Annotated in this window: 24 protein-coding genes; 14 read left to right on the top strand and 10 right to left on the bottom strand. The window is 36.5% G+C overall.

Features of this window, described 5'->3' with window-relative positions:
* Nucleotides 1-149: 149 nt before the first annotated feature.
* The 5 genes from murI to DRF65_RS15720 all read right to left on the bottom strand — a co-directional run bounded on the left by murI (nucleotide 150) and on the right by DRF65_RS15720 (nucleotide 5,516).
* Complete coding sequence (gene murI / locus DRF65_RS15740) at nucleotides 150-980, bottom strand: glutamate racemase (protein WP_115971720.1); 831 nt, start codon at nucleotides 978-980, stop codon at nucleotides 150-152.
* A gap of 119 nt (nucleotides 981-1,099) precedes the next feature.
* Nucleotides 1,100-2,224 (bottom strand): radical SAM family heme chaperone HemW, encoded by a 1,125-nt coding sequence (hemW, locus tag DRF65_RS15735; RefSeq protein WP_115971719.1) that lies wholly within the window; start codon nucleotides 2,222-2,224, stop codon nucleotides 1,100-1,102.
* 51 nt (nucleotides 2,225-2,275) lie between these two features.
* Nucleotides 2,276-3,226 carry a PorP/SprF family type IX secretion system membrane protein gene (locus tag DRF65_RS15730; RefSeq protein ID WP_115971718.1) on the bottom strand — a complete coding sequence of 317 codons (951 nt, stop codon included), beginning with the start codon at nucleotides 3,224-3,226 and terminating at the stop codon, nucleotides 2,276-2,278.
* A gap of 51 nt (nucleotides 3,227-3,277) precedes the next feature.
* Nucleotides 3,278-4,351, bottom strand: a complete 1,074-nt coding sequence (locus tag DRF65_RS15725; RefSeq protein ID WP_185148469.1) for an RluA family pseudouridine synthase — start codon at nucleotides 4,349-4,351, stop codon at nucleotides 3,278-3,280.
* A gap of 73 nt (nucleotides 4,352-4,424) precedes the next feature.
* Complete coding sequence (locus DRF65_RS15720; RefSeq protein ID WP_115971717.1) at nucleotides 4,425-5,516, bottom strand: PASTA domain-containing protein; 1,092 nt, start codon at nucleotides 5,514-5,516, stop codon at nucleotides 4,425-4,427.
* Between the two features lie 156 nt (nucleotides 5,517-5,672).
* Between DRF65_RS15720 and DRF65_RS15715 the strand changes: the two genes are divergently transcribed.
* The 3 genes from DRF65_RS15715 to DRF65_RS15705 all read left to right on the top strand — a co-directional run bounded on the left by DRF65_RS15715 (nucleotide 5,673) and on the right by DRF65_RS15705 (nucleotide 7,945).
* Entirely contained in the window at nucleotides 5,673-6,662 is a 990-nt protein-coding gene (locus tag DRF65_RS15715) for a D-alanine--D-alanine ligase (RefSeq protein ID WP_115971716.1), read from the top strand.
* An 88-nt stretch (nucleotides 6,663-6,750) separates the two neighbouring features.
* Complete coding sequence (coaD, locus tag DRF65_RS15710; protein WP_115971715.1) at nucleotides 6,751-7,215, top strand: pantetheine-phosphate adenylyltransferase; 465 nt, start codon at nucleotides 6,751-6,753, stop codon at nucleotides 7,213-7,215.
* A gap of 97 nt (nucleotides 7,216-7,312) precedes the next feature.
* Nucleotides 7,313-7,945: a trimeric intracellular cation channel family protein gene (locus tag DRF65_RS15705; protein WP_115971714.1), complete on the top strand. Its 633-nt coding sequence runs from the start codon at nucleotides 7,313-7,315 to the stop codon at nucleotides 7,943-7,945.
* A 66-nt stretch (nucleotides 7,946-8,011) separates the two neighbouring features.
* On the opposite strand, the gene DRF65_RS15700 is transcribed toward DRF65_RS15705, so the two are convergent.
* On the bottom strand, nucleotides 8,012-8,578 hold the full coding sequence (locus DRF65_RS15700) for a tetratricopeptide repeat protein (RefSeq protein WP_115971713.1): 567 nt from the start codon (nucleotides 8,576-8,578) through the stop codon (nucleotides 8,012-8,014).
* 142 nt (nucleotides 8,579-8,720) lie between these two features.
* Nucleotides 8,721-9,218 carry a dihydrofolate reductase gene (locus tag DRF65_RS15695; RefSeq protein ID WP_115971712.1) on the bottom strand — a complete coding sequence of 166 codons (498 nt, stop codon included), beginning with the start codon at nucleotides 9,216-9,218 and terminating at the stop codon, nucleotides 8,721-8,723.
* Nucleotides 9,219-9,293: 75 nt separating this feature from the next.
* Between DRF65_RS15695 and DRF65_RS15690 the strand changes: the two genes are divergently transcribed.
* The 5 genes from DRF65_RS15690 to DRF65_RS15670 all read left to right on the top strand — a co-directional run bounded on the left by DRF65_RS15690 (nucleotide 9,294) and on the right by DRF65_RS15670 (nucleotide 13,738).
* Nucleotides 9,294-9,899, top strand: a complete 606-nt coding sequence (locus DRF65_RS15690) for a LemA family protein (protein ID WP_115971711.1) — start codon at nucleotides 9,294-9,296, stop codon at nucleotides 9,897-9,899.
* Nucleotides 9,900-9,901: 2 nt separating this feature from the next.
* Nucleotides 9,902-10,330, top strand: a complete 429-nt coding sequence (locus DRF65_RS15685; RefSeq protein WP_228438746.1) for a TPM domain-containing protein — start codon at nucleotides 9,902-9,904, stop codon at nucleotides 10,328-10,330.
* Nucleotides 10,311-11,129, top strand: coding sequence for a TPM domain-containing protein (locus DRF65_RS15680; RefSeq protein ID WP_115971709.1), 819 nt, complete (start codon nucleotides 10,311-10,313; stop codon nucleotides 11,127-11,129). The genes DRF65_RS15685 and DRF65_RS15680 overlap by 20 nt, the downstream gene beginning before the upstream one ends.
* A 197-nt stretch (nucleotides 11,130-11,326) precedes the next feature.
* Nucleotides 11,327-11,848, top strand: a complete 522-nt coding sequence (locus tag DRF65_RS15675; protein ID WP_115971708.1) for an NAD(P)H-dependent oxidoreductase — start codon at nucleotides 11,327-11,329, stop codon at nucleotides 11,846-11,848.
* A gap of 3 nt (nucleotides 11,849-11,851) precedes the next feature.
* Nucleotides 11,852-13,738: a monovalent cation:proton antiporter-2 (CPA2) family protein gene (locus tag DRF65_RS15670; protein WP_115971707.1), complete on the top strand. Its 1,887-nt coding sequence runs from the start codon at nucleotides 11,852-11,854 to the stop codon at nucleotides 13,736-13,738.
* A 2-nt stretch (nucleotides 13,739-13,740) separates the two neighbouring features.
* Here the strand turns inward: DRF65_RS15670 and DRF65_RS15665 are convergent, their stop codons facing one another.
* On the bottom strand, nucleotides 13,741-14,556 hold the full coding sequence (locus tag DRF65_RS15665) for a GIN domain-containing protein (protein ID WP_115971706.1): 816 nt from the start codon (nucleotides 14,554-14,556) through the stop codon (nucleotides 13,741-13,743).
* A gap of 248 nt (nucleotides 14,557-14,804) precedes the next feature.
* Here DRF65_RS15665 and DRF65_RS15660 point away from each other — a divergent pair, with 248 nt between their 5' ends.
* The 3 genes from DRF65_RS15660 (at nucleotide 14,805) to DRF65_RS15650 (ending at nucleotide 18,350) form a co-directional block, all read left to right on the top strand.
* The gene (locus tag DRF65_RS15660) at nucleotides 14,805-16,946 is read left to right on the top strand and encodes a M3 family metallopeptidase (protein WP_115971705.1); all 2,142 of its coding nucleotides are present in this window, start codon (nucleotides 14,805-14,807) and stop codon (nucleotides 16,944-16,946) included.
* Between the two features lie 428 nt (nucleotides 16,947-17,374).
* Nucleotides 17,375-17,752 (top strand): YchJ family protein, encoded by a 378-nt coding sequence (locus tag DRF65_RS15655; RefSeq protein ID WP_115971704.1) that lies wholly within the window; start codon nucleotides 17,375-17,377, stop codon nucleotides 17,750-17,752.
* 4 nt (nucleotides 17,753-17,756) lie between these two features.
* Nucleotides 17,757-18,350: a hypothetical protein gene (locus tag DRF65_RS15650; RefSeq protein WP_115971703.1), complete on the top strand. Its 594-nt coding sequence runs from the start codon at nucleotides 17,757-17,759 to the stop codon at nucleotides 18,348-18,350.
* A gap of 193 nt (nucleotides 18,351-18,543) precedes the next feature.
* On the opposite strand, the gene DRF65_RS15645 is transcribed toward DRF65_RS15650, so the two are convergent.
* On the bottom strand, nucleotides 18,544-19,044 hold the full coding sequence (locus DRF65_RS15645) for an FKBP-type peptidyl-prolyl cis-trans isomerase (protein ID WP_115971702.1): 501 nt from the start codon (nucleotides 19,042-19,044) through the stop codon (nucleotides 18,544-18,546).
* Nucleotides 19,045-19,280: 236 nt separating this feature from the next.
* Nucleotides 19,281-19,532: a VF530 family protein gene (locus DRF65_RS15640; RefSeq protein WP_115971701.1), complete on the bottom strand. Its 252-nt coding sequence runs from the start codon at nucleotides 19,530-19,532 to the stop codon at nucleotides 19,281-19,283.
* Nucleotides 19,533-19,576: 44 nt separating this feature from the next.
* Between DRF65_RS15640 and DRF65_RS28285 the strand changes: the two genes are divergently transcribed.
* The 3 genes from DRF65_RS28285 (at nucleotide 19,577) to DRF65_RS15625 (ending at nucleotide 24,179) form a co-directional block, all read left to right on the top strand.
* The gene (locus DRF65_RS28285; RefSeq protein WP_123947364.1) at nucleotides 19,577-19,804 is read left to right on the top strand and encodes a hypothetical protein; all 228 of its coding nucleotides are present in this window, start codon (nucleotides 19,577-19,579) and stop codon (nucleotides 19,802-19,804) included.
* Between the two features lie 130 nt (nucleotides 19,805-19,934).
* Nucleotides 19,935-21,140: a metallophosphoesterase family protein gene (locus DRF65_RS15630; RefSeq protein ID WP_115971700.1), complete on the top strand. Its 1,206-nt coding sequence runs from the start codon at nucleotides 19,935-19,937 to the stop codon at nucleotides 21,138-21,140.
* Nucleotides 21,141-21,143: 3 nt separating this feature from the next.
* Complete coding sequence (locus DRF65_RS15625) at nucleotides 21,144-24,179, top strand: AAA family ATPase (protein WP_115971699.1); 3,036 nt, start codon at nucleotides 21,144-21,146, stop codon at nucleotides 24,177-24,179.
* Nucleotides 24,180-24,184: the final 5 nt, after the last annotated feature.

The following is a 24,184-nucleotide window of genomic DNA, read 5'->3' as shown; positions in this document are numbered from 1 at the left end:
AGTTTATATATTTTCCGATTTGAACTTCACAGCCACTTAATATATTTTTAGAAGCGGACTGCCGGTAATATACATTTTACCGGCAGTCTCTTTATTTTCAGCAATTTTTCTGGTCTTTATCTTCTTAAGAGAAACCATAGCTATATATACTATAATACTTTTAATTCTAAATCAATTGTTTTCCCAAAGAACTTCTTCGAAATCTTCTCGAAGTTTTTTGTCAAATCCGAAAGATAGAAATGATAATTGGGATTGGGATTATTATCATTGAGTAGATTATATTTATCCAAAATGATCTTCAGGTGATTGGCTACAATATTGGGAGAATCTATAACACGAACTCTGTTTCCATAATACTGCTTAATTTCATCAATTAAAAGTGGATAGTGGGTACATCCTAAAATCAGCGTTTCAATATTTTTAAGTTTACTATTACTTAGATAGTTGTAAATAATAGCATGTGTGATCGGGTGATTTTTAAATCCTTCTTCAATGGCAGGAACCAGTAAAGGAGTGGCCAGTTCATCTACTTTGATCCATTTATTATGCTTTCTGATGCTTTTTTTATAAAGCCCTGAGTTCACAGTAGCCTTGGTAGCAATCACCCCCACATTATTATGAATTTCGTAAGATACTTTTTCAGCAACGGGATTAATAACGTCTATAACAGGAACTTTTCCGGCCACCGACTGCATCACTTCATTTAGAGCATTGGCTGTAGCCGTATTACATGCTATTACAATCGCTTTGCAATTTTGCTTCAGCAGAAAATTGGTAATCTTTGTAGAATATTCTATAATTGCTTCTTTAGACTTTTCACCATAAGGAAGGTGTTTGGTATCTCCAAAATAGATAAGGTCTTCATTAGGCAAAAGCCTTTTGATTTCCTTAGCAACAGTAAGACCTCCTACTCCACTATCAAAAATACCGATAGGCTGGCTGGATGAAAGATGCGAATAATCTTGTTTTTTAGTTTTCAAATGAACTGAAATTTTATACAAAATTAATGAATTTACGTTGTATTTACATTGTATTATCTTGGATTTAATACAATATTCTTAAGGTACAGCAAATTACTTACACTGAATTTTGCCCGTCATTAAACCATAAATAAATCCGAAGCAATTCCATCTGCCATAAACCAATGTTTTTCCGGAATTTTCAGATGATCATTTTCTATGGTTAAAATACCTTCTTCCATTTTCTGTCTGATCTCATGTTGAAAATGCTCCATGAACCGGTTATCAAACTTTTCTTTTAAGCTTTTCAGGTCTACCCCCCAAATGGTACGTAAACCGATCATTATCATTTCATTAAACTGATCTTCCTTAGACAGAATTTCTTCTTCTTTGGCTAAAATTTTTGTACTGAGTTTTTTAATGTATTGTTGATTGTTAGCTACATTCCAGCTTCTTACATCAAATCCGTTATAAGAATGTGCAGAAGGGCCAATTCCTAAATATTCCTGATACTTCCAATAGGCTGAATTATGTCTGGAATAGAAGCCAGGCTTTGCAAAGTTTGAAACTTCATAGTGTTCAAAACCATTATCTTTTAAAAAGTCTGATAAGTAATAGAACTCTCTGTTCTGTTCTTCTTCTTTCGGACTTTTAACTTTACCTTTTGAAATCCAGTTTTCAAGAGCTGTTTTAGGCTCAACTGTTAAGGCATAAGAGGAAATATGGGGAACTTCCAAAGCCATGGTTTTATTCAAATTCTCTTTCCAGATCTCCAGATTAGAGGTAGGTGAACCGTAAATAAGGTCTATACTCAGGTTTTCAAATCCAAAATCCTGGGCACGTTTAATGGATCCTTCTGCTTCTGAAGCAGTATGGGCACGGTTCATCAGTTTAAGATCCTCTTCAAAGAAACTCTGTGTTCCTATGGACAGCCGGTTAACAGGGGTTCCCGCAAGCTGCTTTAAGAAATTCTTATCCAGATCATCCGGATTGGCTTCCAGAGTAATCTCAATATCTTTTTCAAAGCTGAAATAATGTAAAACCTCATCAATTAAAGAATTAATCTCATCCACTGAAAGGATGGAAGGAGTTCCACCACCAAAATACAGGGATTTCAGGCTCCGGTTCTGCAATTCGCCCTTTCTAAGCTGTATTTCGGTTTTCATGGCAAGAAGCATTTCATCCTTAAAGTTCAGGGATGTTGAAAAATGGAAATTACAATAGCTGCATTTCTGCTTACAGAAGGGAATGTGAATATATATCATAAAAAAAGCCCTGAAAAAATTCAGAGCTCAAATTTATTTAAATTAAATTGATTAATATCTATATCCTCGAACATTAATAAAGTTATCAAAATTATAACCCAGCCCGATCATGAAGCTGTTTCCTCCGTACTGCTGAATATCAGATAATCCAAGGTTATAAGTAGCTCCAATCATAAATTTATTGAATCTTACTTTAACAACCGGAGCAATTTCCAATTGCTGACTGTCAAATCTGTTCTGAGCAGATCTATAACTTACCCCAACAGAGAATGCATTCACTTCATTAGAGAATGTAGCCATCAGGTTATAATCCATTACTCTTGTTGAATTGGTATTCAGGTTAATCATTGCTGCAGGTGTCAACATGATGTTATCAGCAATATGCCAGTTATATCCTAAGTTTAAGAAGAATTTAATTGGAGAAGGCTCAAATCCGTTTACAATAGGCTTATCGTTACCTAATGCAATATCATTTACGGAAACACCCCCGAAAAGGTTTCTATAGGTAGCTGCCAAACCGAAATTAGCATACGCCATGAAAATACTCTGTTCACTGCCATTTACTAATGGATCTCCCTGCTCTTCAACGTTGACTTTAGTAAAATCAAAATTTCTATTATACAAACTAATACTTGTACCGAAAGAGAACTGATCTTTTCTGTCTCCCTCACTACTCAAAGGAATGAAGTATGAAGCACCTGCTGTAATTCCTCCAGCAGATTCTGCACCGTTACTGTCTCTGAATATGGTAAGACCGGCACCTACTCTATCGAATATGTTAGCATTGATTCCCACAGATTGTACATTTGGGGATTCGCTGAATTTGGAAAATTGTTTTTGATAAATGGCATTGAGCTGTACGTAGTCTGTTTTACCGTACTGAGCTGGGTTGAACAGGAAGTCACCATCCAAAAGATACTGTTGATAATATGGTAGTGATTCTTGTGCTTTGTATGCATTTGACAAAAGAGCTAAACATACGATAGCATATAGTTTTCTCATAACAAATCTTGATTTCAATTCAACAAATATAAAAAAATTCTCAATATATTTTTAGTTTTCTAAATAATTTCTCCATTTTTTTACAGCATCCGCCATATCTTTGGGCATTGGGCTTTCAAAATATAATTCCTTTTTTGTTGTAGGATGTATAAATCCGAGGGTATGTGCATGCAGGGCATGTCTTGGTAGAATTTCAAAGACATTTTTAATAAATTGCTTATACTTTGGAATATTCACACCTCTTAAAGGGGTATGCCCTTCATAACGCTCATCATTAAATAAAGTATGCCCGATATGCTTGAAGTGTGCCCTGATCTGATGAGTTCTTCCTGTTTCAAGCTTACATTCCACCCATGTCATATACTTAAACCTTTCCAATACTTTATAATGGGTAACCGCGTGTTTCCCCTGGCTTCCGTCTTCGTATACAGACATCTGCATTCTGTTTTTAGGATGCCTTCCGATATGTCCTCTGATGGTTCCTTCATCTTCCTTAGGATTTCCCCATACAAAAGCCCAGTACAGCCTCTTTGTGGTTCTGTTGAAAAACTGCTTGGCCAGAAAACTTAATGCATATTCATTTTTAGCGACTACCAGAAGTCCGGAAGTATCCTTATCAATCCTATGAACAAGCCCTACCCTGTCAAGATCAGATTTTGCACCATTTTTTTCAAAATGAAATGCCAGAGCATTCACCAAAGTTCCATCCCAATTTCCATGTCCTGGATGTACCACCATTCCTGGTTCTTTATCTACAACTACCAGATCATCATCTTCATATATTATATTAATAGGAATATCCTGTGGGATAATCACGTTTTCCCTTGGCGGACGGGTTAACAGCACAGAAATCTGATCTCCCGGTTTTACACGGTAATTCTGCTTTACTGCAGCACCATTCACTATAACGTTTCCAGCTCTGCAGGTCTGAGAAATTTTATTCCTTGAAGAATTTTGACGGTGTATTAAAAGAAACTTATCTATTCTTAATGGCTCCTGTCCGGGATCCGCAGTGATATTAAGATGTTCATATAAACCTTTATTTTCCTCATCAATATCGATAGTATCAATACTGTTGGAATCCAATAATCCTTCATCTAAAAAATCTTCGTTATCTTCTGACATTGTATTTATTTTTTTACACAAAAGGCTTCAACATTTTGCAGTTGAAGCCTATATTTTTATTATTAATTTGCAGTTATTCTACAACTACTTTCTTAGCTTTCGGCTTTTGGGCTGGTTGCTGAGTAGTAGTGGAGGCGGCAGGTTTTGCTGTCGTTCCTGTAGCCGGAGTACTGGTAGAAGCCTTAGGTTTCTCTGTCCCTGTACTTGTTGGCTTAGGGGTGGTAGACTGAGGTTTAGAAGTCTCTGTTTTCGGAGCTTCGGTCTTTGGAGTTTCTCTTCTAGGAGCCGGAGGAGGCACTACCGGTGCTTCATAACTTGGTTCATTATGAACTTCCTCATATCGTACCGGTGGCAGAGAAGTATCTACTTTCATTCGGTAAATAGAATTCAACTGCTCCACTTTTGCTCTAAGCTCTGCCGGAGTTTTCTTACTTGCCCAAAGGTCAATCTGCATCCCCTGGTCACGGACATCCCCTGGAGCTGGATCCTGATAATAGATAATATCAGATTCATCCTTTCCGCCATCTTCATATTCTACCAATCCTACTTCAAACATACTCTTCGTAATCACAGCTCTTGCTTCTTTTACGGAAAGTCCCACTACATTAGGAATAGAAATATTTCTCATTGGACCTGATCCTACCACAACGTCAATTACGGAGAACCTAGGAAGACGGGCACCCGGATTTACGGCATTTCCTTTATATAAAATTCTTAAAAGAGCATCTTTCTGAATACTCGGTTCATAAATAGTATCCCCGATTTTCAGTCCAACCTGATCCAATCTCTGGAATGCCAGTCCTGAATATTTGTTGATAACATCCGGAACAGCAATCTGAGCCCATGTTCTAGGATTCACTTTAAGACGCACTGTTCTTCCATCCTTTACACGGGAACCCGGAGCAGGATAGATTTGTAAAACCTGAAATGGTCTGTATTTAGGGTCATAATTGGCACTGTCTACTTCATATTCCAAACCTGTATCATCTAATATTTTAACAGCATCATGTACAGATTTATTAACAACATTGGGAACAGGAATTTCCTGACCGTGATTAGTATGGTACTCTAACCAGCGGAACGTAAGCCATACAAGACCCACGAAAACACCGATTGCCACAACTAAATTCACTAAAACTTTCCAATTGAAAAGTGATTTAAGCATACTTAAAAATACTTTAATTATAACCGCAAATATAGCTAATAATTTTAGAATGGACTTTTTATTTAACACAATTCATTTTTGATTTGAAAATTTCCTGATTTCCCATATTGCATTGCATAAAATGTTTAAATTTGCCTCAATTGATACTATATGGTTATGAATAAAAAAAGTATTGCCGTAGTAATGGGAGGCTATTCTGATGAATATGTTGTATCCTTAAAAAGCGGACAATTGATCTATGATTCTTTGGACAGAAATCTATATGATGTATATAAAGTAGTAGTCCTTAAAGATGAATGGTATTTTTTAGGAGAAAATGATAAAAAATATCCAATCAACAGAGGAGATTTTTCTGTTACCTCAGATAATGGAGAAATATTGAAGTTTGATGTATGCTTCAATATCATCCACGGAACACCGGGTGAGAATGGTATTCTTCAAGCATATTGGGATGCCATAGGTCAAAAATACACAGGTTGTGATTTTTACCAGAGCGCCCTTACTTTTAATAAAAAAGATACTCTTGCTGTATTGTCAAAGTACGGAATTCCTTCAGCTAAAAGCATCTATCTAAGAAAAGGAGAAGAGATCAATGTGGATAAAATTGTAGAAGAATTAAGTCTTCCGCTTTTTGTAAAACCTAACCAATCCGGATCTTCACTGGGAATTTCTAAAGTAAAAGACAAATCTGAAGTGATCGCTGCCACAGAAACAGCGTTCAAAGAAGACGACGAAATCCTTATCGAAAGTTTCTTAAACGGAATGGAAGTTTCTGTAGGGGTTATCGATTTTAAAGGTGAAACCATCGTTTTAGGAATTACGGAAATTGTTCCTACTAATGAGTTCTTCGACTATGAAGCCAAATATGAAGGCGCTTCTGAAGAGATTACTCCAGCAAGAATTGATGAAGAAACGACAAAAAGAGTGGAAGAAATTGCTAAAAGAGCATACAATTCTCTTGGTATGAGCGGATTCTCAAGAAGTGAATTTATTTTAATGGACGGCATTCCTTATATGCTTGAAATGAATACCAACCCAGGATTCTCTCCTGCCAGTATTCTTCCTCAACAGGCAAAACATTATGGAATCTCTATTATGGATCTTTGTGGAAATGAAGTTGAAAAGGCTTTAAATAAAAGAAAATAGATAGTAGAAGTTAAAAAGCAAAGGTTAGCGTTTGACTAAAATATAACTCTAACCTTCATTGACAACTCAAAATCATAACTCATACAAAATGAAAATTGCTGTTTTCCCAGGGTCTTTTGACCCTATCACTTTAGGACATTACGATATTATAGAAAGAGCGGCACCGCTATTTGATAAATTAATTATTGCCATCGGGCAGAATTCCCAGAAGAAATATATGTTTCCTCTTGAAAAAAGAAAGGAATTTATTCAGAATTCCGTGGCAGAATTCCCCAATGTGGAAGTAGACTCATTTGAGGGCTTAACTGTAGATTACTGTTTTGAAAAGAATGCTCAATATATCATCAGAGGCCTGAGAAACCCTGCCGATTTTGAATTCGAAAAGGCAATCGCTCATACGAACAGGACATTAGCTCACAAAAAATTAGAAACCGTATTCTTATTAACCTCTTCCGGAAAATCATTCATCAGCAGCAGCATCGTAAGGGAGATCATTACCCACGGCGGCGAATATGAACTGATGGTTCCGGACTCTGTGAGAGTTGAAAAATAAACAAAATTATAACTGATAAGCGATAGATGATAATTGATACAATGGCCAAGAATTTGCTTAAGCAGAAAATCACTTATCAACGATTATTTATAATTATATGCACGAACAGTTCAATTTTGCTATAGAAGTACTTGGAACCATTGCGTTTTCCATGTCGGGAAGTTTTGCAGCCATGCAGAAACGACTTGACCCTTTTGGCGTTCTGATTATCGCCTTTGTCACTTCTGTAGGGGGAGGAACTGTAAGAGATCTTCTACTGGATATTCCTGTATTCTGGATGCATGATCTTCTGATGTGCGCCCTGATTATTATTACCAGTGTTATTTCTATGGTATTCAAGTCCCTTGAAAAAAACTTTAAGGTAACTTTATTCATCTTTGACAGCTTTGGATTAGGACTGTTTACCATTATCGGAATTCAGAAAGGACTCAATGTTGGTATCCATCCTTTAATTTGCATTGGATTAGGAACTATTACTGGCTGTTTTGGCGGAATTATCCGTGATATATTGCTCAACCGGATTCCCCTGATCTTCAGGAAAGAGATCTATGCCACAGCATGTATTGTAGGCGGAGCTGCATTTTTATTAATGACAAAGTATACTCCACTTTCCTATACTTTTATACAGATCTTTACAATTTTACTGATTGTTGCCATCCGAACCTTTGCTGTAAAATATCATTGGCAGATGCCTAAATTTTATGGCTATGATCAGACTTCAGAAATGTAACTCCTTATTAATAAACATAAAAAAGCACCTGATTCAGGTGCTTTTTGTTTTATCTGTGGTTTCTTATTAGAACTTACCTCTCTGTCTCATGTTAGGATTATGCATATGCTTTTGCATTGTTGGCATTTTCAGCTGATCTTTCATCATTTTGATCTGATCGGTCATCATTCCAGCACTATCCAGCCTTTTAGCTTCTTCTAACAGTTTTTGTCCTTCCTGCTTTCTTCCTTTAGAGATCGCAGATGCTGCAAGATTCAAAGTTGCCATTGCTCTGTCGTGTTTCATATTCAAACCGTATTCCAGAGCTTTTTTCATTAAAGGTTCCACTTTTGTCGGGTGATCCTGAGCTTGCGTCAATCCTAATAAATAATGGAAATATCCATATTGGGTTTTATGAAGCTGAGTCTGGTAATCGGTAATTTTGGTTAACCATTCAGCCGCCTTTTCCATATTTTGCTTTCTCAGCTGCCAGAATGCTAAAAGAATATACTCGTTTTTAAAGAAAAGCGCAATCGGAATTGCCGCCAAAAGAAATACAACAATTCCCCAGCCAAGATTTCTTGTGAAAATCATCATATAAAGACCTAGTAGGATAAGAATTGCTGCTACTGCAATTTTTATGTATTTATTCATTTTTAAATTTTAGAAGTGCAAAGATAATAAATTTAAAGGTTAAAGTTCAAAAAGTCAATGGTGAATGGTCAATCCATTATGCTTGTCAATTCTGCCGGCAATTGTCTATTCCTTTTACAAAGCAAAAATTAACTATTGACAATTAAGCTTTTTTATTAATTCTTTCGAATGTCTGAAAACAGAAATCATATCCATTTTTTTCATCTTTTTCATGGCAGATTTCATTTGTTTTTTTCCAGATTTTCTCATCGATTTTCGGGAAAAATGTATCAGCTTCAAGATCAGCTTTTACGAGAGTAACTTCAAGTTTATCCACAATATCTATGGTTTGTTCATAGATATTTCCGCCACCGATGATGAAAACTTCCTCGTCGATCTTTTTAGCAAACTTAATCGCTTCTTTAATACTTCCTACAATAAGAATTCCCTCTTCAAACCAGTTTTTTTTTCTCGAAACAACAATATTGGTACGGTTAGGAAGTGGTTTTCCGATACTCTCATATGTTTTTCTACCCATAATTATAGGATGTTCTGAAGTAATCTCTTTAAAATGTTTTAAATCTTTTGGAAGATGCCAAAGCAACTGGTTTTCAAAACCAATTTCATTCTTCTCTCCCATAGCTACCACTATTGTTGTCATTCAAATATAATTTTCTACAAAATTAGCACATAATTTGTATATTTGATTAGCACAAAAAATTAAAAAAAATAAACTATGAAAAATAAAGGATGTCTGGGCGCTGGAACAATTGGTATCGCCCTCCTTATTATTGTTGCTGTCCTATTCTTCTGGGGAAAAAGCGGGTATAACAGCTTTGTAGCCAAAGAACAGACCGTAAACACGAAATGGTCTAATATAGAGACTGTATACCAGAAAAGAGCGAATCTTATTCCTAATCTGGAAAGAACTGTAAAATCGTATTCAAAATTTGAGCAGGAAACATTAACACAAGTTGTGGAAGCACGTTCTAAAGCAACTTCCATCAATGTAGATCCTACCAATATGACAGAAGCGGATATTGCAAAGTTTCAGGCAGCACAGGGAGAATTATCAGGAGCTTTAAGCCGATTGATGGCTGTAGTGGAATCTTATCCTAACTTAAAAGCAGACCAGCAGTATATTAACTTCCAAAGAGAATATACCGCAATAGAAAACAGTATCAGAACAGAAACAGTTTACTATAACGAAGCTGCTCAGGATTATAACACTTCTATCAAGACTTTCCCGAATAATATTCTGGCGAATTTCACGAACTTTAAAGAAAAACCTTATTTCAAAGCTGAAGCAGGAGCTCAGAAAGCCCCTGAAGTATTCAAATAATAATGAGCAATTTCCTAACAAATCAACAGATCGCTTCCCTTGTGGAAGCGATTCAGTCAGCAGAAGACCATTCTACAGGGGAGATCAGAGTACATATTGACTCTAATACGGAAAACCGTGATGCCAAAACAGCATTTGAAGTTTTCAAGGAACTGTGTATGGATAAAACTACTGATAGGAATGCGGTGCTTTTTCATGTTAATTTTGAACAGAAATACCTCACCATTATCGGAGATGTAGGTATTCATGAAAAAGTAAACCAATCTTATTGGGACCATCTGCATGACTATATCACTACTGAATTTGCCAAGGGAAATTATTATAAGGCATTGAAAAGTGCTATTCTGGAAACAGGCCTTGAACTTAAAAAATATTTTCCTGTAGAAGGAGAAAACCCAAACCAACTTCCAAATGAAATTACATTCTCCTAAAATAGTATTTTCATTTTTACTGATCTGCTTTTACACCTTTGTATCAGCACAATATACCATTCCTCAAAAACCTGCAGTTTTATACCCGGTTTTTGATGAAGCCGGAATTCTTTCCCAACAAGAAAAAGATGAGCTTAACAATAAACTGATCAAATTTGCAGACTCCACTTCCACAGAAATTGAAGTGGTAATCATCAAGTCTACCAAAGGCGAGGATGTCAATTTTTTAGCCACCAAGTTTGGCCAGCAATGGAAGATCGGAAAGAAAGGAGTGGATAACGGGGTTGTTTTCCTGATCGCGACTGAAGATCATACCATGTCTATCCAACAAGGGCGAGCTGTGGAACAATATCTTACGGCTTCTGTTGCAGGACAGATCCTGGATTACATTGTTACTCCCAATTTCAAAAAAGGACTTTGGTATGAAGGTATCAACCGTGGTACCTCAGCTATTATGGAAGCTGTTCAGGGTAAATTTAAACCAGCTCTTACAACGGCACCTTCCGGTGATGGCAGTGCACTTAAGGTCCTTATTATCGCCTTTGTTATTTTTATCATCATTGCTATTCTCTTCGGTAACCGAGGTGGTGGCCGTGGCGGAGGCGGAAATTCCGATGATGATGATGTGATCATCACCCGAAGAGGACGCAGAAATTATCCTGGTGGGTTCTTCCCATTCCCTGGTGGTTTTGGTGGCGGAGGCTTTGGTGGCGGAAGTTCCGGTGGCAGCGGCGGTGGCTTTGGAGGCTTCGGCGGTGGCGGAAGTTTTGGAGGCGGTGGTGCATCCGGAGGATGGTAATCTTACAAGAATTATAATCATTTATAAACAGATCAGGTCTTAAGGACCTGATTTTTTATTTAAAAACTTGAAATAACAGCATTTCTTTGATTTTAATTAACACTAAATTGACTTTCACATATTAAAAAATTAATAAATCATCATAAAACCTGCCTTTTATTCAATATTTTTTTACTATATTTACTGAAAACAGGATTATGAAGAAGACGCTGGTAGTATTTGCACACCCTTATCTGGAGCACTCCAATTCGAATGTAGAGCTCATCAATTTCTACGTTCGTCACCAGCATTATACCTTACGTGATCTTTATGAAGAATATCCTGACTTCCATATTGCTGCCTTCAGGGAAAGAAAACGGTTAGCCCACTATGACCGCTTTGTTTTTCAGTTTCCTCTCATTTGGTTCGGAATGCCTCCTCTGTTAAGATTATGGATTGATGAAGTTTTCGATCGTGACTGGTTATTGCCCGGGAAAGAAAATCCTCTTGAAAATAAAGAAGTTTATATCCTGATCACCACTGGCGGAAAGGAAAGATCTTTCAGTAAATCCGGAACCTATCAATATACCATTGATGAACTGATCAGCGGACTGATTGTTTCCTTAAAGGTCTTCAAGGCTGACATTAAACACATCAAGATTGTTTACGAAGCCAACAAGTTGTCTAAAAAAGAAATTATTCTACATAAAAAAGAGTTTACAGAACTGCTCAATCAATAATATATGGAGTCCAGCTTAGCGATGAACACATTACTTTTTCTGGGTGTAGCTATTATCATGGTTCCACTGGCCAGAAAATTGGGATTGAGTTCAGTAATTGGTTATATTTTGGGAGGGATCATCATTGGTCCTTATGTCCTCAGGCTTACCGGAAATAATGTCAATGACATTATGCATGCCAGTGAGTTTGGAGTTATTATGCTTTTATTTATCGTTGGTCTGGAGTTGGAACCGCGAAAGTTCTGGGAAATGAGGAAGAAAATCATGGGACTTGGGCTCACTCAGATGCTTCTGACCATTTTATTATTATTTCTTGTATTCATCAGTGTAGGCTGGAGAATAGATAAGGCTATTGCAGTTGCAATGTGTTTTGCGTTGTCTTCTACAGCTATTGTATTGCAGACATTACAGGAAAAGAATAATTTTAAAACAACGGCTGGTGAAGCTTCATTCTCTACCCTTTTATTTCAGGATATTTCGGTCATTCCCATTTTGGCTATACTTCCGATTATTGCCAATTATAAAGCAAAACATCATGATAATGAGATCCAGATCCTGATACAGAAACTTCCGGAATGGCTTCAGGCCAGTACAGTCATTTTCGGGGTTGCATTATTGATCTTATTGGGACGATATGTATTCGTACCCTTTTTACGTTATGTTTCAAAATCCGGGATGGCAGAGCTATTGACAGCCTCTTCCCTATTCCTTGTTATCGGGGTATCTGAACTGATGATTGTTATCGGGCTTTCACCTGCATTAGGAGCCTTTCTTGCCGGAGTCATGTTGGCCAACAGCGAATTTCGACATGAACTTGAAGCACAGATCAATCCTTTTAAAGGGCTATTGTTAGCCGTATTTTTTGTTAGTGTAGGATCAACGATCAATTTTAATATCATTCAAAAAGATCCGTTATTTATTTTCAGTACTGTATTTGCCGTATTGGCAGTGAAGTTTTTGGTATTGTATACAATTGGAAAGTTTTACAGAATAGATACTCCACAAAGTCTTTTTTATGCCTTCGCACTTTCGCAGGTGGGGGAATTTGCTTTTGTACTGATTAATTATGCCTCGGATCTTTATCTTCTGGGCCCGGAACTGAATGCTCAACTAATGGCTGTCACAGCGATTACCATGTGCATCACTCCTATTCTCCTGATCATCAATGATAAATTTATTACACCCAAGTTTATTAAGGAAATTCCCGAAGAAGAACATGACTTCAATATTCTGGATAGTGATGTGATTCAGAAAAAGATTATTATTGTAGGGTTTGGCCATTTTGGAAGTACTGTGGGACGCCTTTTAAAAGCTAATAAAATATCTGCAACAGTTCTGGATAGAGATTCGGATCGTGTAAAACTTCTGAGAAGCTATGGCTTTAAAGTATATTATGGTGATGCCACAAGAATTCCCATTTTAAGGGCGGCAGGTATTGAAGATGCTGAAATTCTGGTATTATGTCTGGATGATGCAGATGACAATATGTTCATTGCTGAACTTGTTCGTGAGCATTATCCCACAGTAAAAATATTTGTAAGAGCAAAAAACAGAATTGATGCTTATGAATATCTGAATAATGGAGTGAATCACATTTACCGGGAAACTTTGGGAACAGCTGTGGATATGGCTGTTGATGTACTCCATGAAACCGGAATGAGAAAATATGCAGCCAGACGTCTTGGGCAGCGTTTTATGGCTATTGACAAAGCCTCGATCAGAAAGTTGGCAAAGGCAAAAGGAGACGATGATATTGCCTTATTCAGCACAAAAGAAATCCTCCAGCGTGAGGAGGAATTGTTAGCTTATGATAATCTTAATTTTGACACTAAAAACTGGGAAGGCTCCTCATCCGCTGAGGAAGAAGATGAGGAAGAGTCCCAGGATTAATTTTATTCGATGTTTACACTTCCGCCACTGCTTTCATTCTTAGTAACGTTTTTAAGATCTCCTTTTCTCGCAACATCCACACTTCCGCCTGAAGAGGCTTCTGCCTTCACAGAAGAGACTGCACTGATCTGAATGCTGGCCCCACTGGATGCATCGGCTTCTACATTATCTGCAATAACGCCTTTGGCCGAAATACTGCTGCCGGAAGAAGAACTGATATCTGCATTCTTTGTTTTCCCTGAAATATCGATGCTTGATCCCGATGAAGATTCTATATCAAGATTTACTGCCCAGATTTTCCCGCTGAAATTACTGCTGCTGTCTGCATTAATATTGAAGTCATTGGCCTCCAGATTTCCGGAAATACTTCCTGCACTGGATATTTCAACACTGGTTTTCTCCTGAGTGAACTTATCTTTTACATTAATACTTGCAGCTGATTCCGCAGTGAGTTTTGTAAAGTCCTTTGTATAAATTTTTGCGGTAACTTTATTGATATTCATCACTCTGATTCCTGACTTATAGTGAATGTGCAGTTTTCCACCACTATTTTCTACCAGAATTTCATCAATAATACTTTGAGGCGCTGAAATGATAACTTTTTCTGTATCGGATTTTATAATCTCAGCATCTATAGCCTGAGAAACCTGGATCTCATCAAAATCCCCATTGAATTCTCTCTGCTGAATAGGTCCTGTTTCTTTATTGATTACTTTCTCAACCCAGCCGTTATTTTCTTTGTTTTTTTTCTCATGTCTTTCATTACATGAGACTAATACCACTAAGGCTGAAAAAATAAAAAAAGTTCTTTTTTTCATGTTTATTCCTTTTTTTGATTATTTTTTGATATATAATTTAATAACAACTAAATTATGAAAAATATTACATCTTCATTCAAGATCATTTTAGTACCTGTAATTCAATAATCAGATTTCTTAGGGGATAACAGTCTTTAATCATGTTGATATAAAAATATTCAAATTCTTACTGTATTAAATACATCCCTCAATATATCTGCTGTAAAGCAAGTTTTTAATATCTTTATGCTTTAATAACAACTATATTTATGAAGAATATTTCATCGGTATTATTAATTTCTGCCTTGGCGTTCAATCAATCTTGTACTACAATGAAACAGACCGATACACAACAGGAACTTCCAGCTCCTGATCCATCTTTATCTTCAAACCCTTTTATGAAGAAGAGTAAGCTTCAGTATGAAGCTCCGGAGTTTGACAAAATTAAAAACGAACATTTCAAACCGGCTTTTGAGTTTGGATTAAAGCAACATTCAGCCGAAATTGAAAAGATTGCCGACAATCCAGCAGCTCCAACGTTTGAAAACACCATCGTTGCATTGGAAAAAAGTGGCGAGGTATTAAGAAGAGCACAAATTGTATTTTCTAACCTGACAAGTGCGAATACAAACCCTACTTTACAGGCTTTGGATGAAGAATATGCTCCAATTTTTGCAGCCCATTCTGATAAAATGTACCTTAATGAAAACCTTTACAAAAGAATCAAATCTATCAAAGAAGATGGCCTAGATCCTGAAAGCAAGAGATTAGTTCAATATTATAAGCAAAACTTTGAGATTGCTGGTGCGAACCTTTCTGCTGCTGACAAAGAAAAACTAAAACAGATCAACCAGGAACTGGCTTCTCTTTCTACTCAATATGCCAATAAATTATTGGAAGCGAGAAAACAAGGTGGCGTATTCTTTTCTGATGCAAAAGAACTTGACGGACTTTCGGCTGATGAAATTGCAGCAGCAGCAACCGATGCTAAAACAGCAGGACAACCGGGTAAATACCTTCTTGCTTTACAAAATACAACCCAGCAGCCTCTTTTACAGAATCTGAAAAACAGAACCAGCAGAGAAAAGCTATTCAAAGCTTCATGGACTAGAGCTGAGAAAGGTGATGCTAACGATACAAGAGAAACTATTGAAAAGCTGGCTAAAATCAGACTGAAGAAAGCTCAGATTCTTGGTAAAAAGAATTTCGCAGAATGGAAACTTCAGGATCAGATGGCGAAAACCCCTGAAGCAGCTACTAAGCTAATGAATCAGGTAGCTACACCCGCTGTAGAAACAGCAAGACGTGAAGCTAAAGATATTCAGGATCTTATTGATCAGCAAAAAGGCGGTTTCAAAGTAGAGCCATGGGACTGGAATTTCTATGCTGAACAGGTAAGAAAGGCAAAATTTGATCTTGATGAGAGTGAAATAAAGCCCTATTTTGAAATTACAACCGTTTTAGAAAAAGGAGTATTCTTCGCAGCTGAAAAATTCTATGGACTGACATTCAAAAAGAGAACTGACCTTCCGGTGTATCATCCTGATGTAGTAACATATGAAGTTTTTGATCATGACGGAAAATCTATTGCCATTTATTATCTGGATTTCTATACAAGAGATTCTAAAAATGGAGGTGCATGGATGAGCAACTTCGTAGAACAGTCTTATCTTATGGGAACAAAACCTGTGATCGTAAACTGCTACAACTATCAGAAACCTGCTCCCGGAAAACCTTCATTGATCAGCTTTGATGATGTTTCAACAATCTTCCATGAGTTTGGACACTCTATTCACGGGATGTTTGCAAGCCAGAAATACCCATCTCTTTCAGGAACGAATGTACCTAGAGATTTTGTAGAATTCCCTTCTCAAATCAACGAGCACTGGGCATTGGATCCGATGGTTATCAAGAACTACGCTGTTCATTATGAAACAAAGCAGCCTATTCCTCAAACTTTAGTAGACAAAATTAAAAAAGCGGCTACTTTCAATCAGGGATACATGACTACAGAATTGATTTCTGCAGCAGCTTTGGATATGGATTGGCACTCTGTAACCAACGAAAGTCAATTGATCCCTGTTCTGGATTTTGAAAAGCAATCTTTAACGAACCACGGATTCACTTTGGCAACAGTTCCGCCAAGATACCATACTCCTTATTTTGCTCACATCTGGGGAGGTGGATATTCAGCAGGATATTATGCTTATCTGTGGTCTGAAACATTGGATAATGATGCATGGGAATGGATCAGCAACAATGGTGGATTAACCAGAGAAAACGGAGACCGTTTCAGAAAATATATTCTTTCTGTAGGAAATTCTGTAGACCTTAATCAGGCATTCAGAGATTTCACAGGACACGATCCGGATATCAAACCTTTATTAAGAAACAGAGGTTTCGTTAAATAATACAACGGAAGCATTCTTTTTAAGAGTGCTTCTTTTTTGCTTGAAACTCAGGAATATTCCCGCAAGATTGAACCGATCATGCAGATCGATCATAAGTTTTGGCTAAAATCAATGGATTGTTTGATTATTTATAATGGGCTAAAAAGCCTGTTACTATTGAATATATCCAGCCAAACATTCAATTTAAAACAAGAAAATAAACATCATGTTTGTCATGAAGAATTCCTACTATTTCAAAATTACAACTCGATTTTTATAGAATGACAAAGGTTTCGACAAATGACTTCAGAAGTCTTTATTACAAGTTTCAGTCAGAGATAATAGCCTTGTACATCATTTAGAGCAAGCTAATCCTTTAATTATGTTCAGGATTACACTGTGTTATTGATATTCCTTATTTTTGCAGCGTAAAATTTTAAATAAAAAAGATGAATTGTCCCTGCTGTTCAGGAAAATCTTATGAAGAGTGCTGCAAGCCTTATCATACGGGCGAAAAACACGCTCCTACTGCGGAAGCATTAATGCGTTCCCGATTTTCTGCCTTTGCTATTCCCAACGGTGAATATCTCATGGAAACCACACTTCCGGGAAAACGAAAGTACCACAACAAACGGGATCTACAGGAATGGGGAGAGATTAATGAATGGACAAAACTTGCAATTATCCAGGCACCAACTTTAAACCATGTAGAATTTAAAGCTTATTATACAGACCAGGATGGTCATTCACAGATCCATCATGAATTTTCTGTTTTCCAGAAAATGCATGAACGCTGGTATTATGTTTCAGGTGAATTTTTAGACTAATTATATGAAGAAGAATTTTATTTACACCCTGCTGTTTTTATTTTGCAGCTTTGGTATTTCCAATGCACAAACAGCTGAGGATAAAAAAGAGATTTCAACAGCTGTTACCGATATCTTAAAAGGTTTCCAAACCAAAAACGGTGATCTCATGAATAAATACGTGAACAAAACCTATGGTGTTGGCATCCTTTTTAAAAGTAGTGGAGATCTTGGATTTGTTATAAATGAAGATATAGATTTCAGTATGCCACTAGGGCATATCAAAAAGGCATGGAATATCAGAAATCAGTTTCCAATACAGTTCGATCAGAGTTGTGGATATGATTTAAAAAATAAGAAATGGTCAAAAGAAGGATTATCTGTTCAGTTTAATTCTAATGCAGTTAATGATTATGCTGACAAGTTTTCAGAGCTATATGCAGTAAAGGATCAGACGATTTTTAAGATCAATTCCAATCCTAAAAATGTTGTTTTTGTAACACTTGCTGAGAACAGTAAAGAAAGGGCTCCTGTTAACGGATTTAGATTTGTCATGACAAAAATTGAAGGACAATGGTTTCTAACATTTATTGATGTAACGGAGTATGATGCGGAGTAAGAGAGGGATGAACCACCCCGTCAAATCTTTGATTTGACATCCCTCCAGCGGCGGGGAATGCCAAGCATTATACTTATCTTAGTATATAAAACAAAATCACCAACAGAAGTTTCTGTTGGTGATTTTTATATTGTCTTACAATGAATGTAATTATATAAAAAATGTCCGAATCATCGGACATTTATATTATTTTTTAGTGAGCGTCAGTTCCGTCAATTCCGTGAGCATGACCGTGTGACAATTCCTCTTCCGTTGCAGGACGAGTATTTAAAATTTCCACCTGGAAATCTAAAACTTTCCCAGCCATTGGGTGGTTAAGGTCTGCTACTACAGCTTCAGGAGTAACTTCTACTACAAAAGCCTGGAAATTGTTTCCTTCATTGTCTGATAAAGGTAAAATTGCTCCAATTGGAGGAGTTCCTGATTCCTTGAACATTTCAAGTGGCAATTGAGCAATAGCATCAGGCTGTCTTTCACCATAAGCTTCTTCAGGCTGAATTACAAAAGCAGCTTTATCACCAGCTTTTAAACCAAGGATATTTTCTTCAAATTTTGGAATCATCATTCCTACACCGTACAAAAATGTAAGCGGATTTTCTGCTGTTGTTTCTTCTGCAAGAACTTTACTTCCATCTGCTTCAATGGTATGAAGGATATACTTTACAGCTACAACGTGATTGTTTTCAATTGTCATATTTTTCTTTTTTTGTCGTAATTTTTTACGATTAATGATAATACAAATATACTATTTTTGAAATGATTTAAGAAGTGGGAAGCTTGGAGACGGAAGAAGGAAGTTATGAAAGACATAAAGAACAACCATATCTTTTTCTTACTTTTTAAAAACATTATTATTAACTTCAAAATAACTGTCTGAAGTAATATAGGACTAACAGTAGCTCCCAGCGTCATTCTTCCAGCTTCCAGCCTTTATTTTTTATTTTTGGCTTCGTCTCTTTTCTTCTGTCTTAAAACATACAAATATAAACTTTCAACTTTCGCCCTTGCCCAATCTGTTTTTCGTAAAAACTTCAATGATGAACTGATACTTGGATTATCTGTAAAACACTTTATATTGATCTGCTCGCCCAGTTTCTCAAATCCTTCGTAGTATTCTACCAATTCTTCAAGGATGGCATCGAGTCTTTTTCCGTGTAGAGGATCTTTTGATTTTTCTTCCATAACGCAGTAAAATTAAAACATTTTATCAGACTTAACATCTAAAATTGTTTAGACTCTTAATCTTTAGTATTTTTGATGAAGCTATTGCTTACCCATACAATTATTCGTTACCAACCCATATGAGCAAAAACAACGACGCCAACAGGAAAAAAAATAAAAAGCAAATTGATCAGAAAAAGCGTAAAATACAAAATGCAGAAGCAGAAAGGAAAGCTCGTTTAAAACAGATTCAGGCAGATTTCAAAGCAAAAGAAAACGACAACAAACTATAAAACCCGTTCATTATCAAGCCCATTAATGTTCTGATTAAATATACTTCTTGATAAATTGAGGTAAACCATATTTTTAAAAATACAGCTTCATTTATCTTTGAGTATATCCTTTAAACTAGATAAACTTTTTATGAAAATTCTACACACCGCCGACTGGCATTTAGGTAAACGACTGGACCGTTTTTCCCGATTGGAAGAGCAGGCTTCAGTAATGGAAGAGATCATCGAGATCGCTGATGAAGAGCAGGTAGACCTCATCCTTGTTGCCGGTGATCTTTTTGATAATTTTAATCCTGCTGTAGAAGCCGTTGAACTTTTTTATAAAACACTGAAGCGTTTATCACAAAACGGAAAACGCCCTGTAATTGCCATTGCCGGAAATCACGACTCCCCTAACCTCATCAATGCTCCGGATCCGCTGGCCAGAGAATGCGGAATTATTTTAATAGGCCACCCCAAAGCGGAAATTGCTCCATTCGGAACTGAACATTTCAACATTCTCAACTCAAAAGAAGGTTTTATAGAAATGAAGATCAACAGTCTTGATTTTCCCATAAGACTATTGCATACTCCTTATGCCAATGAAATCCGTTTGAAAGAATATTTGGGAGAAAATAAGGAGGAAGAGATCAATAATGTACTTTCCAGAACGTGGAAGGAGCTTGCCGATCAATTTTGTGATAAAAATGGGATCAACCTGTTGACTGCTCATCTGTATATGAATAAAAGAGGGAGCGAAATTTTGGAAGAACCTGAAGGAGAGAAACCCATCAAAATCGGGAACGCTGATCTTATCTATTCGGATAGTATTCCGGAACAGATTCAATATACGGCTTTAGGCCACCTGCATGGATTTCAGAATATCGGAACGAAAGAGAAACCTGTAATTTATTCATCTTCTCCTTTATGCTACAGCTTTAGTGAAGCAGGACAAACCAAATATGTTTCGATTCTTGATGCAGAACCGGGAAAACCTGTTTCTTATGAAAAAAAGGCACTGAAAAGTGGGAGAAATTTGGTGAGAAAAGCCTTTACATCTGTTGATGAAACGGTTCAGTGGCTACAGGAAAATCCAAATACATTTATCGAACTGACCTTAGAAAGCGAAACCTTTTTAACCGCAGATGAACGCAGATTAATCTATCAATCACACAATGGAATTGTGCATCTGATTCCTAAGGTTAAAAACAGAGAAACTGGTGAAGAAACAAGCCAGGAAATTAATTTAAATCAGGATATAGAAATCCTATTCAAAGATTATTTTAAATCAAAAAACGGCGGCCAGGAAGCCAATGAAGAACTTATGAAATTGTTTAACGAAATTTTAAATTCCTAAGCTATGATTCCTATTCGATTAACCGTTGAAGGACTGTATTCTTACCAGGAACGCCAGACTATTGATTTCAAAAATCTTACGGAAGCCGGTTTATTCGGTATTTTCGGGGCTGTGGGTTCTGGAAAGTCATCCATACTTGAGGCTATTTCGTTTGCTTTATATGGCGAAACGGAACGTCTGAATATGCGTGACAAAAGAGCATATAATATGATGAATTTAAAATCAAGCAGTTCTTATATTGAGTTTGATTTTATTAATTATGAAAATAAACTTTTCCGTGCAACCAGGGACTTCAGACGAAATTCTAAAAAGTTTGATGATGTAAAACCTAATTCTGTAGCATTCTATGAAAATATTGATGGGAAGTGGATTCCTTTGGAGCATTCCAATGCAGAAACAATCATTGGTTTAAGTTATTCCAATTTTAAAAGAACGATCATTATTCCTCAGGGACAGTTCAAAGAGTTTCTTGAATTGGGTGCCGCAGACAGAACCAATATGATGAAGGAAATTTTCAGCCTTCAGCGATATGATCTGCAGAATAATGTTTCGGTTTTGAATACTAAAAACAGGTCAGAGCTTGACCAACTTGAAGGACAATTGAAAGGTTTTGAAGAGATCAGTGAAGAAAAAATTCAACAGCAGAAAGATCTTTTAGGAGCAGAACAGAAAAAACTGGTTCAGGCTAATGAAACATTTGAAAAGATTTCCCAGACTTATCAACAGCTCAAAAATTTAAAATCTGACTTTGAAAGTCTAAAACAAAACAGAGAAAACTTCAACAGACTTTCTGAACAGAAACCTCAGATGGATGCACTGGAAGCTCAAACGGAGTTGTATGACCGGACATTCAGAGTTTTCAATCCATTGATTTCTGAAAAAAACAGGCTTTCCAAAGGAATTGCTGAGAAAAGAAGTGAAAAAGAAGGTCAGATCAAAATAGTACAACAAACTGAAATTGCTTTTAATACTGTAAAGCAACAGCTTGTTGCTTTAGAACCGAAATTTAAGGCATTGGAAGAATCCAGAATCCAGGAAAACGACCTTAAGCTTATTGTACAGATCCTGAAGTTTTATGAAGAGATCAAAACGCTTAATGAAAGAACTAAAAAAGGTTCAGAAAAGGTGGCGGAGGTAGAAGAACAAAAGGATATTATTCATAAAAAGATCAATGAGCTTTCTAAAAATATCGATGTTTTAAAACTACAAAAACTTGATGCATCTTTACTTTCCAGTGTTGGAAACTGGTTTATTCAACAGAAAAATTTCAAAAAAACACAACAGGAACAGATTGAGAAGATTGAAAAACATCAGAAGCAAGTTGAACTGATTTCTGAGGAATTAAAACCTTTTGCAATACAGAAAAACTTTAAATCTGATTTCGCAAATAAAAAAGAAGCTCTCGAAATTCAAAAAAAGGAACTCTCTCTAAAACTGGATCATCTGAAGATTCAAAAAGAACTTTCCCGCTTTGCCAGTGAACTTCATGATGGAGAAGCCTGCCCGCTATGTGGTTCTCAGGAGCATCCACATATTGTAGAATTTCATGATGTAAATACTGAATTACAGGATATTCAGAAAAAAACTGAGACTACTGAACAGGAAGTTCACCAACTTCAACAGCAGGAAACTGCCATTGAAAAAATTCTGGATCGGAAAAAAATATTTGAAGAACAACTCATTACTGAACAGAAAGTTCTTCAACAGATCCAAAAGGATATGGAAATCCATCTTCAGCTGTTTACCTGGAAACAGTTCAGCCCCGACCATGAGGATGATTTTGAAAAAAAACGATCAGATTCTTTCGCTCTGGAAAAGAAGATTGAAGAAACAGATAAAGTGATCAGGCTGGAACGTGAAACCCTGGAAAAGGAAATCAAGGTTCTTGAAAAATATAAAAATGCTTTAGAAACCTTTAAACTGGAAGAGGCTACCAAACAAAAAGAAATCAATATCAGCCGTTCCAACCTTAAAATTCTGGAATGGGATCGTTATGAACAAAAGACTGTAGCAGAAATTGAAGAGGCTTATATGAAATTAGCACAATCTAATACAGAAACGGAACAACACTACCAAAAGGCTTCTCAGCAGGAAAAAGATCTTGCCCCTAAACTTGCGGAACAGAAAGCAATTGTCAGTCAAACTGAAAAGCAGATTGCAGCGTTTGAAAAAGATATTGCAGAAAATCAGCACGCTATTGATAAGTCTTTAAGTGAAAACCAATTCAAAGCATTTAATGAGATTGAAAATATTCTGCAGCAGGAAATTAACATTCAGGAGACAAGGGCTAAAATCCAACAGTTCAAAATTAATTTTGAAACCCTGAAGAAAATAATCGAAGCTCTGGAATTGAAATTGAAAGGACTTTCTTTTGATGACGAACAGTTTTCATTGGCTGAAAAACAGTTTGGTGAGGCTCAGACAGAATTGAAACAGATCAATGATACTGTGGTGACTATGATTGCCGAAAAAGACAGATTAGAAAAAGAGTTTCAGAAAAAAGAAGAACTCCTGAAAGAACTGACAACACTTCAAAAACGTTCTGAAAACCTGAAACTGATGATGAATCTGTTCAAAGGTGCCGGATTTGTACAATATGTTTCCTCAATTTATCTGAGACAGCTATGTGACCATGCCAATACCCGCTTTCACAGGATGACAAGAAATCAACTGAGCCTGCAGCTTAATGAAAACAATGATTTTGAAATCATCGATTATCTCAACGAAGGTAGGAGCAGAAGTGTAAAAACACTTTCCGGGGGACAAGCGTTTCAGGTATCTTTAAGTCTGGCACTGGCACTGGCAGAAAGTGTACAATCCAATGCTCAGGCTGATAAAAACTTCTTCTTTATTGATGAAGGTTTCGGAACTCAGGATACAGAATCCGTGAATATTGTATTTGAAACCCTGACCAATCTGATGAAGGAGAATAGAATTGTGGGAATTATTTCTCACGTGGAAGAGCTTAAAGAAAAGATTCCTACGGCTCTGAATATTATCAAAGACGAGGAAAGAGGAAGCCTTATTGAGATTATATAATTAAA

The sequence above is a fragment of the Chryseobacterium pennae genome (assembly GCF_003385515.1).
Classification (GTDB): domain Bacteria; phylum Bacteroidota; class Bacteroidia; order Flavobacteriales; family Weeksellaceae; genus Chryseobacterium; species Chryseobacterium pennae.
The sequence above is the reverse complement of the archived record's forward strand: the minus strand, read 5'-3'. Positions and strand labels throughout refer to the sequence as shown.

Bases quoted from the DNA above. Each gene is read 5' to 3' on its own strand.
- hemW (WP_115971719.1), bottom strand. From the start codon at position 2,224: ATGATATATATTCACATTCCCTTCTGTAAGCAGAAATGCAGCTATTGT.
- DRF65_RS15730 (WP_115971718.1), bottom strand. From the start codon at position 3,226: ATGAGAAAACTATATGCTATCGTATGTTTAGCTCTTTTGTCAAATGCA.
- DRF65_RS15725 (WP_185148469.1), bottom strand. From the start codon at position 4,351: ATGTCAGAAGATAACGAAGATTTTTTAGATGAAGGATTATTGGATTCC.
- DRF65_RS15720 (WP_115971717.1), bottom strand. From the start codon at position 5,516: ATGCTTAAATCACTTTTCAATTGGAAAGTTTTAGTGAATTTAGTTGTG.
- DRF65_RS15715 (WP_115971716.1), top strand. From the start codon at position 5,673: ATGAATAAAAAAAGTATTGCCGTAGTAATGGGAGGCTATTCTGATGAA.
- coaD (WP_115971715.1), top strand. From the start codon at position 6,751: ATGAAAATTGCTGTTTTCCCAGGGTCTTTTGACCCTATCACTTTAGGA.
- DRF65_RS15705 (WP_115971714.1), top strand. From the start codon at position 7,313: ATGCACGAACAGTTCAATTTTGCTATAGAAGTACTTGGAACCATTGCG.
- DRF65_RS15700 (WP_115971713.1), bottom strand. From the start codon at position 8,578: ATGAATAAATACATAAAAATTGCAGTAGCAGCAATTCTTATCCTACTA.
- DRF65_RS15695 (WP_115971712.1), bottom strand. From the start codon at position 9,218: ATGACAACAATAGTGGTAGCTATGGGAGAGAAGAATGAAATTGGTTTT.
- DRF65_RS15690 (WP_115971711.1), top strand. From the start codon at position 9,294: ATGAAAAATAAAGGATGTCTGGGCGCTGGAACAATTGGTATCGCCCTC.
- DRF65_RS15685 (WP_228438746.1), top strand. From the start codon at position 9,902: ATGAGCAATTTCCTAACAAATCAACAGATCGCTTCCCTTGTGGAAGCG.
- DRF65_RS15680 (WP_115971709.1), top strand. From the start codon at position 10,311: ATGAAATTACATTCTCCTAAAATAGTATTTTCATTTTTACTGATCTGC.
- DRF65_RS15675 (WP_115971708.1), top strand. From the start codon at position 11,327: ATGAAGAAGACGCTGGTAGTATTTGCACACCCTTATCTGGAGCACTCC.
- DRF65_RS15670 (WP_115971707.1), top strand. From the start codon at position 11,852: ATGGAGTCCAGCTTAGCGATGAACACATTACTTTTTCTGGGTGTAGCT.
- DRF65_RS15665 (WP_115971706.1), bottom strand. From the start codon at position 14,556: ATGAAAAAAAGAACTTTTTTTATTTTTTCAGCCTTAGTGGTATTAGTC.
- DRF65_RS15660 (WP_115971705.1), top strand. From the start codon at position 14,805: ATGAAGAATATTTCATCGGTATTATTAATTTCTGCCTTGGCGTTCAAT.
- DRF65_RS15655 (WP_115971704.1), top strand. From the start codon at position 17,375: ATGAATTGTCCCTGCTGTTCAGGAAAATCTTATGAAGAGTGCTGCAAG.
- DRF65_RS15650 (WP_115971703.1), top strand. From the start codon at position 17,757: ATGAAGAAGAATTTTATTTACACCCTGCTGTTTTTATTTTGCAGCTTT.
- DRF65_RS15645 (WP_115971702.1), bottom strand. From the start codon at position 19,044: ATGACAATTGAAAACAATCACGTTGTAGCTGTAAAGTATATCCTTCAT.
- DRF65_RS15640 (WP_115971701.1), bottom strand. From the start codon at position 19,532: ATGGAAGAAAAATCAAAAGATCCTCTACACGGAAAAAGACTCGATGCC.
- DRF65_RS15630 (WP_115971700.1), top strand. From the start codon at position 19,935: ATGAAAATTCTACACACCGCCGACTGGCATTTAGGTAAACGACTGGAC.
- DRF65_RS15625 (WP_115971699.1), top strand. From the start codon at position 21,144: ATGATTCCTATTCGATTAACCGTTGAAGGACTGTATTCTTACCAGGAA.